The sequence below is a fragment of the Mycobacterium sp. 2YAF39 genome, assembly GCF_052114565.1.
In the GTDB taxonomy this organism is placed as follows: Bacteria; Actinomycetota; Actinomycetes; order Mycobacteriales; family Mycobacteriaceae; genus Mycobacterium.
The window spans coordinates 1,019,821-1,034,992 of record NZ_JBFREZ010000001.1; the positions used below are offsets into that span (position 1 = coordinate 1,019,821).

Sequence of the window (15,172 nt, forward strand, 5' to 3'; positions counted from 1 at the left end):
GTGCAAGTGACAGATGAGGTTCTGTGCGGGTGTGTGCGGTCACGGTCCGGACTCGGTTCGGTCGCGGCCCGTTAGGAAACGGCGGACCCTGCGTTCGACGCGGGTTCGCTGACCGCGAACTCACCGGCGCGGCATCACCGCGGTAGCGTCCACTAGCCTTGCCACAAGGTTCATCGAGGGTGTGGCGTAACGGAAAGGTTCACAGCGTGGAGGTCAAGATCGGTGTCACGGACAGCCCGCGCGAGCTCGTGTTCAACAGCGCGCAGACACCAACCGAGGTCGAGAATCTGATCACCGACGCATTGGGCCAGGAGTCCGGTGTGTTGAGCCTGACCGACGAGAAGGGCCGGCGATTCCTGGTCCAGACGTCGAAGATCACCTATGTCGAGATCGGCGCCGCGGATACGCGCCGTGTCGGATTTGGTGTGGTCGGCGCCGAGGCCGTCAAGAACGCGTAAGCGGCACGTGTGACAGGCCGCCCCAGGCGAACAGCACCGTGCCCTCCACAGCGTCGTCCTTGCTGATGGGCCGATCGTTGTTGAGCCAGTAGCGGGCCGAGTCGACGCTGATCGCCACCAGGCCGACGGCGATCATTCTGGCGCGGTGCGCCTCGAGCCCGGAATCGCGGCTGATCAGGTCGAACACCGCATCGGTGCACGATTCGGTGGCCACCTTGACCTGCGCGGCGACCTGCGGTTCGGTCACGTAGTCGTTCTCGAAGATCAGCCGATAACCCTGGCCGTCGTGCTCGATGAAATCGAAGAACGCTTGCACCGCCGCGCGTAACCGCTGACGGTTGTCCGTCGTGGTGCGCAGCGCCTGGCGCACACCGGAGACGAGATTCTCGACGTGGCTGTGCAGCACCGCCAGATAAAGTTCCAACTTCGACGAGAAGTGTTGATAGAGCACGGGTTTGCTTACACCGGCTCGATCGGCGATCTCATCCATCCCGGCGGCGTGATAGCCGCGGTCGACGAAAACCTCGCTGGCAGCGACGAGTAACTGCCCGCGGCGCTCATCACGAGGCAGCCGGTTACCGCGCCGGGTTCCCGCTGCACCGGAGCCCGGCTGCGCACCTCGCCTCGCGGCGGGGTTGGCGACATCGCTCATTAGGTCCTTCATCTGGCGTGGTTTCGCACCGAGGTTACTACCGTTGGCAAAGCCCGCACACAAAGCCGTGGTCGTGGCGCGGTCGGCGGTGCGCCGTGCGCGCTCACCACCGTCGGTGGCGCGCCGGAGGTATCGAGGCTCTGGCCTGTGTCATCCTGTGTCGGTGACCTACGACTCGGAGCGTCGCGGGGGTGGCGCGCCGCCTGCGCTGCGCAACGAGTGGCGCGAGCCGCTACGTGCGCAGCGCGACCCCCTGGCGAATGAGTCGGGCCGGCCCAGGTCAAATCGGGAAGTGCATCGCAACGCCCGCAAGCAGAGCAAGCTGGGCCGTTTCATTCGCACCTACGGTTGGCGGGCCTACGCGTTGCCCATGCTGGTCGTATGGACGGCCGTCGCTCTCTACGTGACGTTCGCAGGCTCCACTGAGCCCCAGACCGAGGAGCCGGACGGTCCGGTGCAGGGCCCACCCACGATCGGGGTGGCCAGCACGGCGATCATCGGCGCGCCGCCAAAGGGGTTGACGCAGTTCGACGCGAATCTGCCGACCGGGATCCTGCCCGACGGTGGTCCGTTCACCCCGGCCGGCGCCAAGACGTGGCACATCGTCCCCGGCGCATCGTCGCAGGTCGGTGAGGGCACGGCGAAGGTCTTCACCTACACCGTCGAGATCGAGGACGGCATCGACACCACCACCTTCGGCGGTGACGACGGCTTCGCCCGGATGGTGACCGAGACGCTGTCGAATCCGAAGAGCTGGACGCACAATCCGCAGTTCGCGTTCACCCGCGTCGACGGAACTGCCCAAGCCGAACCCGATTTCCGGATCTCGCTCAGCACGCCGATGACCGTCCGTGAGGGATGCGGTTACGACATTCCGCTCGAGGCGTCGTGTTACAACCCGGCGTTCGCCGACGGCCAGCCGCGTGTGTTCCTCAACGAGGCGCGCTGGGTGCGCGGCGCGGTGCCGTTCCAGGGCGACGTCGGCTCATATCGCCAGTACCTGATCAACCACGAGGTGGGCCACGCGATCGGCTACCAGCGGCACGAGGCGTGCGCGAACAACGGCGAGCTGGCGCCGATCATGATGCAGCAGACGTTCTCGACCAACAACAACGATGCGGCCCGCTTCGACCCGGGCACCATCAACCCCGACGGCAAGACCTGCCGATTCAACCCCTGGCCCTACCCGATCGCCTGATTCGCCGGCGGGAAGCACTTGGGCCCCGGTGCTGTTGATTGCAGTACCTATGCACAACTGCTGAGATGGTCAGCAGACGCAAAACCAAGGTGATCAAGGAGATACACGGTGTCGACACCGTTGCCGCCGCTGGTGGAACCGGCAGCCGAGCTGACGCGCGAGGAGGTTGCGCGCTACAGCCGTCACCTCATCATTCCGGACCTCGGTCTGGACGGGCAGAAGCGACTCAAGAACGCTCGTGTGCTGGTCATCGGCGCCGGAGGGTTGGGTTCGCCGACTCTGCTGTATCTGGCCGCCGCCGGGGTTGGCACGATCGGGATCGTCGAGTTCGACGTGGTCGACGAGTCCAACCTGCAGCGCCAGATCATTCATGGGCAGTCGGACATCGGCCGATCGAAGGCCGAGAGCGCCCGGGACTCGGTCCTGGAGATCAACCCGCTCGTGGAGGTGCGGCTGCATGAGGTCCGGCTGGAACCCGACAACGCCGTCGAGATTTTCGAGCAGTACGACCTGATCCTGGACGGCACCGACAACTTCGCGACCCGTTACCTGGTCAATGATGCCGCGGTGCTGGCAGGCAAGCCGTACGTGTGGGGCTCGATCTACCGGTTCGAGGGTCAGGTCTCGGTGTTCTGGGAGGACGCGCCGGCCGACGAGGGCGGCAATGAGCGCGGCCTGAACTATCGCGACCTGTATCCCGAGCCGCCGCCGCCGGGCATGGTGCCGTCCTGCGCTGAGGGCGGCGTGCTGGGCATTCTGTGCGCGTCCATCGCGTCGGTGATGGGCACCGAGGCGATCAAGCTGATCACCGGCATCGGTGAGCCGCTGCTCGGCCGCCTGATGGTCTATGACGCGCTCGACATGACCCACCGCACGATCAAGATCCGCAAGGATCCGTCGACGCCGAAGATCACCGAGCTCATCGACTACGAGGAGTTCTGCGGCGTCTTGTCGGACGAGGCCACCGAGGCGACTCTCGACTCCACGATCACCCCGCGTGAGCTGCGCGAGATGATCGACACCGGCAAGCCGCTTGCGCTGATCGACGTGCGCGAACCCGTCGAGTGGGACATCAACCGCATCGAGGGCGCTGAGCTGATACCGAAGGGCGCCTTTGAAACGGGTGAGGCGCTTGCCAAACTGCAGGTCGACCGCACCCCGGTGTTCTACTGCAAGACCGGCGTTCGGTCGGCCGAGGTGCTGGCCATCGTGAAGAAGGCCGGTTTCTCCGATGCGATGCACGTGCAGGGCGGAATCGTCGCCTGGGGAAAGCAACTCGAACCCGACATGGTGATGTACTAACCGCTCGTTTGCGGGACCTGCGCTTACGCTGACGTAATGAGTGTCGAGCGGCCGCCTGATCATGTGCTGGCGGGGTTCGGATTGACCGGTGTCGAGCCGGCGCCGCTCGGATCGAGCTGGGAGGGCGGCTGGCGCTGCGGCGAGGTCGTGCTCTCGATGGTTGCCGATCACGCACGTGCGGCATGGTCGGCGAAGGTCCGCGAGACCTTGTTCGTCGATGGTGTGCGGCTGGCCCGGCCGGTGAGGTCGACGGACGGCCGCTACGTCGTGGCCGGGTGGCGGGCCGACACCTTCGTCGCTGGCACCCCGGAACCGCGTCACGACGAGGTGGTGTCGTCCGCCGTGCGACTGCATGAGGCGACCGCCAAGCTCGAGCGTCCGCGGTTTCTGACCCAGCCGCCCGTCGCGCCGTGGGCCGACGTCGACGTGTTCATCGCGGCCGACCGGGCCGCATGGGAGGAACGGCCGCTGCATACGTTGCCGCCGGGAGCGCGGGTGGCACCGGGCTCGGCGGACGGGCAACGGTCAGTCGAGTTGATCGGTCAGCTGGCCGCATTGCGCAGGCCGACCAAGAGCCCGAGCCAGCTGGTGCACGGAGACCTTTACGGCACAGTGCTTTTCGCCGGTACGGCCGCCCCTGGGATCACCGACATCACGCCGTACTGGCGGCCCGCCTCGTGGGCTGCCGGGGTGGTGGTCGTCGACGCGCTGTCATGGGGTGAGGCCGATGACGGTCTCATCGAGCGGTGGAGTCCGTTGCCGGAGTGGCCGCAGATGTTGTTGCGCGCCTTGATGTTCCGCCTTGCCGTCCATGCGCTGCATCCGCGGTCGACGGACGCGGCCTTCCCGGGTCTTGCGCGTACCGCCGCACTGGTGCGCCTGGTTCTTTAGGGTTTGCCGCTCAGAACTGGTGACGCACCTCGCGCAGCGGGATGCGGCCGTCTTCGGCCAGCACACCTTCGGACCGCAGCAGCTCGAGCTGCTTGGTGGTCAGGTGCGGCGCGGGACGCCCGGACGCCCGGATGACGCGGTGCCAAGGAAGGTCCGACGAATCGGTGCGCATGATCCAGCCGACGATCCGGGGACTGGAAAGCCCTGCCAGTTCGGCGATGTCGCCGTATGTGGAGACGTGTCCAGGCGGGATCGATGCGACGAGAGCGCGCACGGTCTCGACCTGTTCGTCGGTGATGGCCGGCATCTACCGCAGCGCCTCGCGGATCACCGTCGCCGTGTCGGCGGGTAGCGCCTGGGCGACCATGTGGTCGCAGTCGAAGTCCATCAACGCGAAGGTGGGGCGCTCGGCAAGTCCGCTGACGAGTTCGTCGGTGACATAGGGCGGCTCCGTCTTGGTGGCCCGCACCAGCGTCGTCGGAATCGCAGGCGGAGGCAGGGCAATTGGGCGTGCCAACTCGCTCCAGTACGACATCATCGCCGGGATGCTGATCCGCCAGCCGCTTCTGCCGTTGGGCAGGTCGATGAGGTGCTCGTCGAGTTCGCGGTCCAGTTCGTCGGCGTCGACGTCGCCCCACGAACCGTTCGACTTCTCCGCGCGCGCCTCGGCGCGGTCGGTGTAGTCCGGCGAGGCCAGCATGAGGTCGGCGATGTCGCGCATCCATCCGCCGTCGAGGCCCACCGCGGGGTCGAGCAACACCAGTGCGGACACCAGATCAGGACGCGACGCGGCGAGGGCCAACGCGATCGCGCCCCCGAATGAATGCCCGACCACGGCCGTCGGCGCGTCGAGTAACGCGGCGAGTGCCGCGGTATTGGCGTCGATCGTCCACGGTGCCGCCCACGACGACCGTCCATGGCCGAGCAGGTCCGGCGCCGTCACCGTGAATTCGGCCAAATGCCGGTCGGCCAGGGCCTGCCACCGCTTCCCGTGCCCGGTCAACCCATGAATCGCCAGGACCTGTGTCGGACCCGCCGGGCCGAAGCGGTGGAGATGCAGATCGGTCACGGCGTCGATGCTAGGTCCATCGGCGCACGCCCACACTCGCCGGTGACAAAAACTAGAACAAGTTCTAGTTTTGTCGGTGAGATTGCCGTAGATTGCCACTGTTGTGACCGCACCCGAACAGATCGCCCAAACCGTCCGTACCTACGTCGACGGCCTGGGCAGACTGCGCCCCGAGGAACTCGTGGCCCTCTACGCAGACACCGGGTTCGTCGAGGATCCGGTCGGCACCGAGCCGCATCGCGGCCATGACGCGCTCCTGGCGTTCTACGCGGGCACCGCGGCCGTGCGTATGGAGACCGAACTCATCACGCTCAAGGTGGTGCCGGGACAGGCGGCGTTCCACTTCCGCATGAAGGTCTTCATCGACCCGCAGGATCCACTGATCATTGCGCCGATCGAAATCATGACCTTCGACGACGACGGCAAGATCACATCCATGAAGGCTTACTGGTCGCCCGACGACTCCAACTGAGTTGGGCCGCAAGGCGGACCCGGTTGTCAAGGCGCCCAACGCGCTGACTTGTCGGACCCCCGTGGTGTCATTTCGACATGTCCGCACCGCACACCGATCTGACGCCCGCCGCGCTCACCGAACCCGGAATGCGCGGCGTGGTGCGGGTGACCGGCGGCGCGGGTACCGGCAAGAGCACCCTGCTGGTGCGGACCGCTGCCGCACACATCGCCGCGGGTACCGACCCGGAATCGGTTCTGCTGCTGACGGGTTCGGCGCGGCTCGGCGCGCAGGCCCGCGCCGCCATCACGTCGGCGCTGCTCGCAGCCGGCACCCGCGCAGTCGTCCGCGAACCGTTGGTCCGCACCGTGCACTCGTACGCATTCGCGGTGCTGCGCCTGGCCGCGCAGCGCAAGGGTGATCCGCCGCCGCGGTTGATCACCAGCGCCGAGCAGGACGGCATCATCCGCGAACTGCTCGCGGGAGACCTCGAAGACGGCGACAGATCGGCCGTGGGTTGGCCCGCACAGCTGCGGCGTGCGCTGAGCACTGTCGGGTTCGCCACCGAACTTCGTGACCTGTTGGCGCGCTGCACAGAGCGCGGTGTGGATCCTGTTGAGCTCCAACGTATCGGGCGGCGCGCGGGCCGGCCGGAGTGGTTGGCGGCCGGGCAGTTCGCCCAGGCCTACGAGCAGATAATGCTGTTGCGCTCTGCGGTCGGGATGGCAGCGCCGCAGGCCACAGTGCCCGCACTGGGTGCCGCCGAACTGGTGGGCGCGGCCTTGGAAGCCCTCGGCACCGACGACGAGCTACTGGGGGCCGAGCGCGCGCGCATCAAACTGCTCCTGGTCGACGACGCCCAACATCTGGATCCGCAGGCGGCCCGGCTCGTCCGGGTGTTGTCCGGTGGTGCGGAGCTCACCATCCTCGCGGGTGATCCCAACCAGTCGGTATTCGGTTACCGCGGAGCGGATCCGGCGCTGCTGCGCGGCGACGAGCCCGCCCTCACCCTGACCGACTCCCACCGCTGCGCACCCGCGGTCGCGCGTGCCATCAGTGCGGTCGCCCAACGGCTTGCGGGTGCCGACGACGCTCGCCGCGTGGACGGCGCCGACGGACCGCAGGGCTCGCTGACGGTGCGCATCGCCGCCTCGTCGCACGCCGAATCCGCATTGATCGCCGATGCCCTGCGGCGCGCGCATCTGGTCGACGGGGTGCCGTGGTCGGCGATGGCGGTGATCGTTCGATCCGTGCCTCGGCTGGGGTCCGCACTCGCGCGCACACTGGCCGCCGCGGGCGTCCCCGTGGACCTGCCGACGCCCACTGCGCCGCTGGCCGACCAGCCCGCGGTGCAAGCCCTGCTCACCGTTCTCGAGGCCACCGCGGGCGCGGCGCTCGACGGCACGCAGGCGCTTTCGCTGCTGACCGGCCCGATCGGGCGGGTCGACCCGGTGTCGCTGCGACAGCTGCGGCGGGCGCTGCGGCGCCATGACGGAAGTCAGCCGCCCCGAGAACTCGGCGATCTGCTGGTCGATGCCCTGCTGAAAGAGCGCGGTGCCGAGGGACTCTCCGCCGAACTCGCCCGTCCGCTACGGCGGGTCCGCGCCGTCCTGGCCGCCGCACGGCGCTCGGCGGCGCAGGGTGATGACCCGCGCTACACGCTCTGGCAGGCATGGCACCGGTCCGGTCTGCAGCGGCGCTGGCTGGCGGCAAGTGAACGCGGTGGGACGGCGGGCGCACAAGCCGACCGTGACCTCGACGCCGTCACCGCGTTCTTCGATGCCGCCGAGCAGTATGTGAACCGCACCGCAGGGGCTTCGTTGCAAGGTCTCCTCGACCATGTCACCGCGCTCGGTCTATCGGCCGCCTCCCGCGAGGAACGCCCCGAATCCGACACCGTGGCGGTGCTCAGCGCCCATGCGGCGCTCGGCGGGGAGTGGGAATTCGTCGTCATCGCCGGACTGCAGGAAGGGCTGTGGCCCAACATGATCCCCCGCGGTGGCGTGCTCGGTACACAGCGGCTGGTCGATGTGCTGGACGGTGTGGTCGCTCCGAACGACAGGGGAGTGTCGACGCGGGCGCCCCTGCTCGCCGAGGAGCGCAGGCTGCTCATCGCGGCGATGGGCCGCACCCGCAGTCGGCTGCTGGTGACCGCGGTCGACAGCGACTGCGGAGACGAGTCGATGTTGCCTTCGCCGTTCTGCTACGAACTGATGTCGCTGGCCACCGATCCCGGCCCCGAGCCCACTGCCCCGGTGCAGGCACCGCGGGTGCTGGCGCCGACCGCTTTGGTCGGACGCCTGCGTGCGGTGGTCTGCGCACCGCCGGACGACGTCGAGGAGGACGTTCGTGCCTGCGCGGCAACACAACTGGCGCGTTTGGCGCAGGGGGGTGTGCCGGGCGCCGACCCTGGGCACTGGTACGCCACGACGGCGCTGTCCACCGACGAGCCCCTCTGGTCCGGTGACGATCACACCGTGACGCTGTCACCGTCGACACTTCAGATGCTGACAGACTGCCCGCTGCGCTGGCTGCTCGAACGCCACGGCGGCAGCGACGCACGAGATGTCCGGTCGGCCATCGGCTCGCTGCTGCACGCTCTGGTCGCCGATCCCGGCAAGACCGAGAGCCAGATGCTCAACGAGCTCGAAAAGGTCTGGGAGCAACTACCGTTCGATGCGCAGTGGCATTCGGACAATGAGCTGGACAGGCACCGGTCGATGTTGTCGACATTCGCAGAGTGGCGCACGCAGACCCGCCACCAGCTCACCGAGGTCGGTACCGAGATCGAGGTCACCGGAGAGGTCTGCCGCCCCGGCGACGAGGGTCCCGGTGTGCAGGTCCGCGGCCGACTGGACCGGCTGGAACGCGACGGCGAGGGACGATTGGTGGTCGTCGACGTCAAGACCGGCAAGAGCCCGGTCACCAAGGACGAGGCCCAGCGTCACGCCCAGCTCGCGATGTATCAGCTGGCCATTGCCGAAGGGCTCCTACCGCACGGGACGGAACCCGGAGGCGGCCGGCTGGTGTATCTCGGCAGGACCAGCGGCGGCCGCGCAGCCGAACGCGAGCAGGACGCGCTGACGCCGGAATCGCACGCCGCCTGGCGGAACAAGGTGCAGGACGCTGCGGCGGCCACCCAGGGCCCTCAGTTCGTCGCGCGGATCAACGACGGTTGCGCCCATTGCCCTGTGCGGAACATGTGCCCGGCCCAGACGCGTGCGGAAGGTCAGCAGTGAACCCGCGCTACAGCCCCGACGAACTCGCATCGGCGCTCGGGCTGTTCGCACCCACGGATGAGCAGGCTGCGGTGATCGCCGCTGCGCCGGGGCCCCTTGTCGTCATAGCCGGTGCCGGGGCAGGCAAGACCGAGACCATGGCGGCGCGGGTGGTCTGGCTGGTCGCCAACGGTTACGCGCTGCCCGGTGAGGTGCTCGGTCTGACGTTCACCCGTAAGGCGGCCGGACAACTGCTGCGCCGTGTCCGCACCAGGCTGGCCCGGCTCGCGGGCGCGGGGCTCGTTCCCGCCGGCCCCGGAATGCCGGACATCGCCGACGATCCGGCGACCGTCAGCACCTATCACGCTTTCGCAGGCAATCTGTTGCGCGAGCACGGTCTGCTGCTCCCGGTGGAACCCGACACTCGTCTGCTCAGTGAAACCGAGATGTGGCAGTTGGCTTTTCGGGTGGTGTGCGAGCATCCGCAGCATCTGGATACCGACAAGACCCCGGCCGCCGTGACCGCGATGGTGTTGCGACTGGCCGGTGCGCTGTCCGAACACCTCGTCGACACCGAGCAGTTGCGCGACACCCACGTCGAGCTCGAACGGCTCGTACACACGCTGCCCGCGGGGCCGTATCAGCGGGACCGTGGACCGAGTCAATGGCTGTTGCGCATGCTGGCGACCCAGACCGAACGCACCCAGCTCGTCCCGCTGATCGACGCTCTGCACCTGCGGATGCGGGAGCAGAAGGTCATGGACTTCGGCATGCAGATGGCTTCGGCCGCCCGGTTGGCGGCGGCATTCCCGCAGGTGGGCGAGCAGCTGAGGAGCCGGTTTCGGGTTGTGCTGCTCGACGAGTACCAGGACACCGGCCACGCCCAGCGGGTCGCTCTTTCGGCGTTGTTCGGCGGGGGAGTCGACGATGGCTTGGCGCTGACCGCCGTCGGTGATCCGATCCAGTCGATCTACGGCTGGCGCGGCGCGTCGGCCACGAACTTGCCGCGTTTCACCACTGATTTCCCTCGGTCCGACGGCAGCCCCGCCCCGACGCTGGAGCTTCGCACCAGCTGGCGCAACCCGCCCGACACCCTGCATCTGGCGAATGCGGTGTCCGCAGAAGCGCGACGCCGTTCCGTGGCGGTCCGGGAGCTGCGGCCCAAACCCGGCGCGACCCAGGGCACCGTCAAATGTGCACTGCTGACAGACGTTGTCTCCGAACGTGATTGGATGGCAGACCATCTGGCGCGGATCTACCATCAAGCCCGCGCCGACGGTGTCGCGGCGCCGACGACCGCGGTCCTTGTGCGGCGCAATGCGGACGCCGCACCGATTGCCGATGCGCTGACCGCGCGAGGGGTGCCCGTCGAAGTCGTGGGACTCTCAGGGTTGCTCGGCGTGCCCGAGGTGGCCGACGTGGTGGCGACGCTGCGAATGGCGGCGGACCCCACCTCCGGCGCATCCGCGATGCGCGTGCTGATCGGGCCGCGTTGGCGGTTGGGTGGGCGTGATGTCGCGGCGCTGTGGCGTCGTGCCGTCGAACTCGACGACTGCGGTAGCCCCGCTGACGGTGCGGTCGCCGACCGGGTCGTGGCGCAGGCGGCGCCCGACGCCGACACCGCGTGCCTGGCGGACGCCGTCAGCGATCCGGGCTCCGCCGCGGCCTACTCCGCGACGGGGTACGCCCGCATCGTGGAGCTGGGTCGTGAACTCACCGCGCTCCGTGGCCATCTCACGCACCCGCTGCCCGACCTGGTCGCCGAGGTGCGACGGGTGCTCGGCGTGGACACCGAGGTCCGCGCGACGCGCCGGGTGTCTGCGGGCTGGGCGGGCACCGAGCATCTCGATGCGTTCGCCGACGTGGTCGCCGACTTCGCGAGCCGTCCCGGCGCCACAGTGTCCGGCCTTCTCGCTTACCTCGATGCGGCCGAGCAGGTGGAGAACGGCCTGGCGCCCGCCGAAGTCGCCGTTGCGGACGACCGGGTTCAGATTCTCACCGTGCACGCCGCCAAAGGGCTGGAATGGCAGGTCGTGGCGGTGCCCCACCTCAGCGGCCGGGTCTTCCCGTCCACCGCGTCGGCCCGGACATGGCTCACCGATTCGGGCGACCTGCCGCCGCTGCTGCGGGGGGATCGGGCGACGCTTTCCGAGCACGGTGTGCCGGTCCTGGACACCTCCGACGTCAACGATCGAAAGAAGCTCGCGGACAAGATCTCTGACCACAAGGACAGCCTGGCGCTGCGCCGCATCGACGAGGAGCGACGGCTGTTGTACGTGGCGATCACGCGCGCGGAGAACACCCTGCTGCTCTCCGGTCATCACTGGGGAGCGGCCGAGTCCAAGCCGCGTGGTCCGTCGGCGTTCCTCGAAGAGCTCAAGGACATCATCGAGCGGGCGGACGCCGCGGGTGATCCCTGCGGCATCGTCGAGCAGTGGGCTCCGACTCCGGCCGATGGCGAGCCCAACCCGTTGCGCGACAACGTCGTCGAGACGCTCTGGCCCGCCGACCCCGCGGGTCCCCGCCGCGACGATATGGGCCGGGGCGCCGCGCTTGTCGCACAGGCGATGTCAGGTGATTCCGGCGGTGAACTCGCAGATGGTGACGAAGGGTGGATATCGGACGTCGACGCGCTGCTGGCCGAACGCAATCGAGCGGCCGATCGTCCGGTCCCGCCGTTGCCGACACAGTTGTCGGTCAGCACTCTGGTCGAACTCGGCCGCGACCCCGATGCAGTCGCGCAACGGTTGCGACGCAGGCTGCCCAGCCGACCGGATCCGCATGCCTTGTTGGGCACCGCTTTCCACGATTGGGTACAGCGCTTCTATCACGCCGATCGGTTGTTCGACCTGGACGATCTGCCCGGTGCCGTCGATCACGACGCCACCGTCGCCGACGAACTCGGCGAGCTGCAGGCCGCATTCGCGGTGTCGTCGTGGGCCGCCCGCACCCCGGTCGACGTCGAGGTGCCCTTCGACATGGTGATGGGCGGGCGAGTGGTGCGTGGGCGCATCGACGCGGTCTTCGGAGACGGCGACGGCGGCGCCACCGTCGTCGACTGGAAGACAGGTGATCCACCTGGCACACCGGAAGCCAAGCGGCATGCGGCCGTTCAGCTCGCCGTCTATCGGCTTGCTTGGGCCGCGCTACACGGCTGCCCGGTCGAATCCGTACGCGCGTCGTTCCACTACGTGCGCAGCGGGCTGACCGTCACCCCGGACGACCTGCCGGGCAGCGACGACCTGCTGGCCCTGTTGGAAACTACTGCGGCTTAGACGAGCGATAGATCTTGAGCGCCTCGGTGATCATCGGGATTTGCAACGGCAGGCGGGCGATCGCACCCAGCCTCATGGGAAGCGTCTTGTCGGGGTCGTTGAAAAACATCCGGACCATGTTGACGTTGCCGGGAAAGACGCCGACGAACAGGGCCACGGCGGCCAGCGCTCCCAGGCGGCGCGTCTTGGGCGCCAGCAGCAGACCGCCGACGCCCAGCTCGGCGACGCCGGAGGCATACGTATAGAAGCGTGCGGTGCCCGGCAGCTCCTGCGGAATGATGTCGTCGAACGGCTTGGGGGCCGCAAAATGCAGGACGCCCATGCCGAGCAGCCCGGCACCCATCAGCTGTGCTCGTCTGGGACTGGCGCTCTGCTCAAGTTCGAACGGGGTGGTGGTCATGGTTACATAATGGCGTGCGCCGACTCTTCAGCGATGACGGGTTCTGATGGCTAAGGGAAGATTGCGACGTCGGCTCCGCCGATTCGACCAGTCGTTGGCCGATCAGCCGGTCCATGCGCTGACCGACACAGTGCAGATTCCTACCGAACAGGTCAGCCCCACCCAGCGCATCATCCGGCGGGTTGTCTACGCCCTCGGCGCGCTGTTCGCCGCCGTTCTGATCGTGTACCTGGACAGGCACGGCTATCGCGACGTCGAAAGCTCCCCGAACCCCAACGATCCGCTGTCGTTCCTGGACTGCCTGTACTACGCGACGGTGTCACTGTCGACGACGGGCTACGGCGACATCACTCCGGTCACCGCGTCGGCTCGGCTGGTCAACGTCCTGGTGATCACACCGCTGCGGATCGCGTTCCTGATCGTGCTGATCGGTACGACGGTCGAAACCCTCACCACACAGTCGCGGCAGGTCTACCAAATCCAGCGATGGAGGAACAAGGTGCGCAACCACATCGTCATCGTGGGCTACGGCACGAAGGGCAGGACGGCGGCCGCCGCGATGATCGGCGACGAAGTGGCGCCGGCCGACATCGTCGTGGTCGACGAGGACCCGGTCGCGCTCGAACGCGCGAAGAGCGCGGGCCTGGTCACCGTGCGGGGCAGCGCGACCGACTCGGAAGTCCTGCGGCTGGCCAGCGCCCAGCATGCCAAGGCGATCATCGTCGCTACCAACCGTGATGACGCCGCGGTCTTGGTCACCCTCACGGCCCGCGAGCTGGCACCCAATGCAAAGATCATCGCCGCGGTGCGAGAAGCCGAGAATCAACACCTCCTCGAGCAGGCCGGCGCGGATTCAACCGTCGTCACCTCCGAGACCTCCGGCCGGCTGCTGGGCATAGCGGTACAGACCCCGAGCGTTGTCGAGATGATGGAAGACCTTCTGACCCCCGATGCCGGCTTCGCGATCGCCGAACGGGAAGTCAGCCCCAAAGAGGTCGGCGGATCGCCGAGGCACAACACAGATATCGTGCTCGGCGTCGTCCGCGCCGGCAAGCTGGTGCGCGTCGACGACGAGCAGGTCGACGCGCTCGAAAACGGCGACCGGCTGCTGTACATCCGCAGCGCGGACGCGGAGCGGTGATGAGCGCTTGCGCGAAGAACAGAGAGCAATGATGAGCGCTTGCGCGAAGAACAGAGAGCAATGATGAGCGCTTGCGCGAAGAACAGAGAGCAATGATGAGCGCTTGCGCGAAGTGGGGACCCCAGCCCGATGGGCCCACGCGCGCAGCGCAGGGGAGGCGAGGGGACAGAGAGCAATGAGCTCCGGAGGATTTCAGCTCCGCAACGTCCCGCTGCTGTCGCGCGTCGGCGCCGACCGGGCCGACGCACTGCGCACCGATGTCGATGCAGCGTTGGCCGGCTGGCCGGATGCGGCGGTCCTGCGGGTCGACCGTCGCAATCAGGTGCTGATCTCCGCGGGCCGAGTGGTGCTCGGGAAGGCCGCCGATCTAGGCGCCAAGCCGCCGGAGAACGCGGTCTTCCTCGGTCGGCTCGGCGACGGCACCCACGTGTGGGGGATCCGCGCGGCGCTGGAGGGCCCTGAGGATCCGCACACCGAAACCGAGGTTCTCGATCTGCGCCGGGCGGGCCCGATCTTCGACGACGTCAGCGCGCAGCTCGTCGCGACTGCCACCGCACTGCTGAATTGGCATGACAGCGCACGGTTCAGCGCCATCGACGGCGCACCGACCAAGGCGATCAAGGGCGGCTGGTCGAGGGTCAACGCCACAGCAGGCCACGAAGAATTTCCGCGCATCGACCCTGCGGTGATCTGCCTTATCCATGACGGGCACGACCGCGCGGTGCTCGCCCGTCAGACGGTGTGGCCCGAGCGGCTGTTCTCGCTCTTGGCGGGTTTCGTCGAGGCGGGGGAGTCGTTCGAGGGGTGCGTCGTCCGCGAGATCGCCGAGGAGATCGGGTTGTCGGTGACCAATGTCCAGTATCTGGGCAGCCAGCCGTGGCCGTTTCCGCGGTCGCTGATGGTCGGGTTTCACGCGATCGGTGACCCGGAGCAGGAGTTCTCTTTCAACGACGGCGAGATCGCGGAGGCGGCCTGGTTCACCAGGGACGAGGTCCGGGCCGCGCTGGCCGACGGCGACTGGAGCAGCGATTCGCCGTCGCGGCTTCTGCTGCCCGGGTCGATCTCGATTGCCCGCGAGATCATCGAATCGTGGGCCGCGCTCGATTGATGTCGCCGC

Annotated in this window: 13 protein-coding genes; 9 read left to right on the top strand and 4 right to left on the bottom strand. The window is 67.9% G+C overall.

All coding sequences use genetic code 11. The features are described 5' to 3' along the window. Window positions 1-206 precede the first annotated feature (206 nt). Window positions 207-458, top strand: a complete 252-nt coding sequence (locus tag AB4Z42_RS05160) for a DUF3107 domain-containing protein (protein ID WP_442008003.1) — start codon at window positions 207-209, stop codon at window positions 456-458. Here the strand turns inward: AB4Z42_RS05160 and AB4Z42_RS05165 are convergent. After that, window positions 445-1,110: a TetR/AcrR family transcriptional regulator gene (locus AB4Z42_RS05165; protein WP_442008004.1), complete on the bottom strand. Its 666-nt coding sequence runs from the start codon at window positions 1,108-1,110 to the stop codon at window positions 445-447. The genes AB4Z42_RS05160 and AB4Z42_RS05165 overlap by 14 nt on opposite strands. A gap of 163 nt (window positions 1,111-1,273) precedes the next feature. Here AB4Z42_RS05165 and AB4Z42_RS05170 point away from each other — a divergent pair, with 163 nt between their 5' ends. The 3 genes from AB4Z42_RS05170 to AB4Z42_RS05180 all read left to right on the top strand — a co-directional run bounded on the left by AB4Z42_RS05170 (window position 1,274) and on the right by AB4Z42_RS05180 (window position 4,501). Continuing rightward, window positions 1,274-2,308, top strand: coding sequence for a DUF3152 domain-containing protein (locus tag AB4Z42_RS05170; RefSeq protein ID WP_442008005.1), 1,035 nt, complete (start codon window positions 1,274-1,276; stop codon window positions 2,306-2,308). A 108-nt stretch (window positions 2,309-2,416) separates the two neighbouring features. After that, on the top strand, window positions 2,417-3,610 hold the full coding sequence (moeZ, locus tag AB4Z42_RS05175; RefSeq protein ID WP_442008006.1) for an adenylyltransferase/sulfurtransferase MoeZ: 1,194 nt from the start codon (window positions 2,417-2,419) through the stop codon (window positions 3,608-3,610). 36 nt (window positions 3,611-3,646) lie between these two features. Continuing rightward, window positions 3,647-4,501: a TIGR02569 family protein gene (locus tag AB4Z42_RS05180; protein WP_442008007.1), complete on the top strand. Its 855-nt coding sequence runs from the start codon at window positions 3,647-3,649 to the stop codon at window positions 4,499-4,501. A 10-nt stretch (window positions 4,502-4,511) separates the two neighbouring features. Here the strand turns inward: AB4Z42_RS05180 and AB4Z42_RS05185 are convergent, their stop codons facing one another. Together AB4Z42_RS05185 and AB4Z42_RS05190 are read right to left on the bottom strand one after the other, a co-directional pair. Beyond that, window positions 4,512-4,808 carry an MGMT family protein gene (locus tag AB4Z42_RS05185; protein WP_442008008.1) on the bottom strand — a complete coding sequence of 99 codons (297 nt, stop codon included), beginning with the start codon at window positions 4,806-4,808 and terminating at the stop codon, window positions 4,512-4,514. Further along, the gene (locus AB4Z42_RS05190) at window positions 4,809-5,570 is read right to left on the bottom strand and encodes an alpha/beta fold hydrolase (protein ID WP_442008009.1); all 762 of its coding nucleotides are present in this window, start codon (window positions 5,568-5,570) and stop codon (window positions 4,809-4,811) included. It lies immediately after the preceding gene. Between the two features lie 103 nt (window positions 5,571-5,673). Here AB4Z42_RS05190 and AB4Z42_RS05195 point away from each other — a divergent pair, with 103 nt between their 5' ends. The 3 genes from AB4Z42_RS05195 to AB4Z42_RS05205 all read left to right on the top strand — a co-directional run bounded on the left by AB4Z42_RS05195 (window position 5,674) and on the right by AB4Z42_RS05205 (window position 12,514). Next, window positions 5,674-6,042 carry a nuclear transport factor 2 family protein gene (locus AB4Z42_RS05195; RefSeq protein ID WP_442008010.1) on the top strand — a complete coding sequence of 123 codons (369 nt, stop codon included), beginning with the start codon at window positions 5,674-5,676 and terminating at the stop codon, window positions 6,040-6,042. A 77-nt stretch (window positions 6,043-6,119) separates the two neighbouring features. Further along, complete coding sequence (locus tag AB4Z42_RS05200; RefSeq protein WP_442008011.1) at window positions 6,120-9,260, top strand: ATP-dependent helicase; 3,141 nt, start codon at window positions 6,120-6,122, stop codon at window positions 9,258-9,260. Next, window positions 9,257-12,514: an ATP-dependent helicase gene (locus AB4Z42_RS05205; protein ID WP_442008012.1), complete on the top strand. Its 3,258-nt coding sequence runs from the start codon at window positions 9,257-9,259 to the stop codon at window positions 12,512-12,514. Before AB4Z42_RS05200 ends, AB4Z42_RS05205 begins: the two co-directional genes overlap by 4 nt. Here the strand turns inward: AB4Z42_RS05205 and AB4Z42_RS05210 are convergent. Continuing rightward, window positions 12,501-12,914 carry a DoxX family protein gene (locus AB4Z42_RS05210; RefSeq protein WP_442008013.1) on the bottom strand — a complete coding sequence of 138 codons (414 nt, stop codon included), beginning with the start codon at window positions 12,912-12,914 and terminating at the stop codon, window positions 12,501-12,503. The genes AB4Z42_RS05205 and AB4Z42_RS05210 overlap by 14 nt on opposite strands. A gap of 46 nt (window positions 12,915-12,960) precedes the next feature. Here AB4Z42_RS05210 and AB4Z42_RS05215 point away from each other — a divergent pair, with 46 nt between their 5' ends. Beyond that, the gene (locus AB4Z42_RS05215; protein ID WP_442008014.1) at window positions 12,961-14,055 is read left to right on the top strand and encodes a potassium channel family protein; all 1,095 of its coding nucleotides are present in this window, start codon (window positions 12,961-12,963) and stop codon (window positions 14,053-14,055) included. A 175-nt stretch (window positions 14,056-14,230) separates the two neighbouring features. Then, the gene (gene nudC / locus AB4Z42_RS05220) at window positions 14,231-15,163 is read left to right on the top strand and encodes an NAD(+) diphosphatase (protein WP_442008015.1); all 933 of its coding nucleotides are present in this window, start codon (window positions 14,231-14,233) and stop codon (window positions 15,161-15,163) included. Window positions 15,164-15,172: the final 9 nt, after the last annotated feature.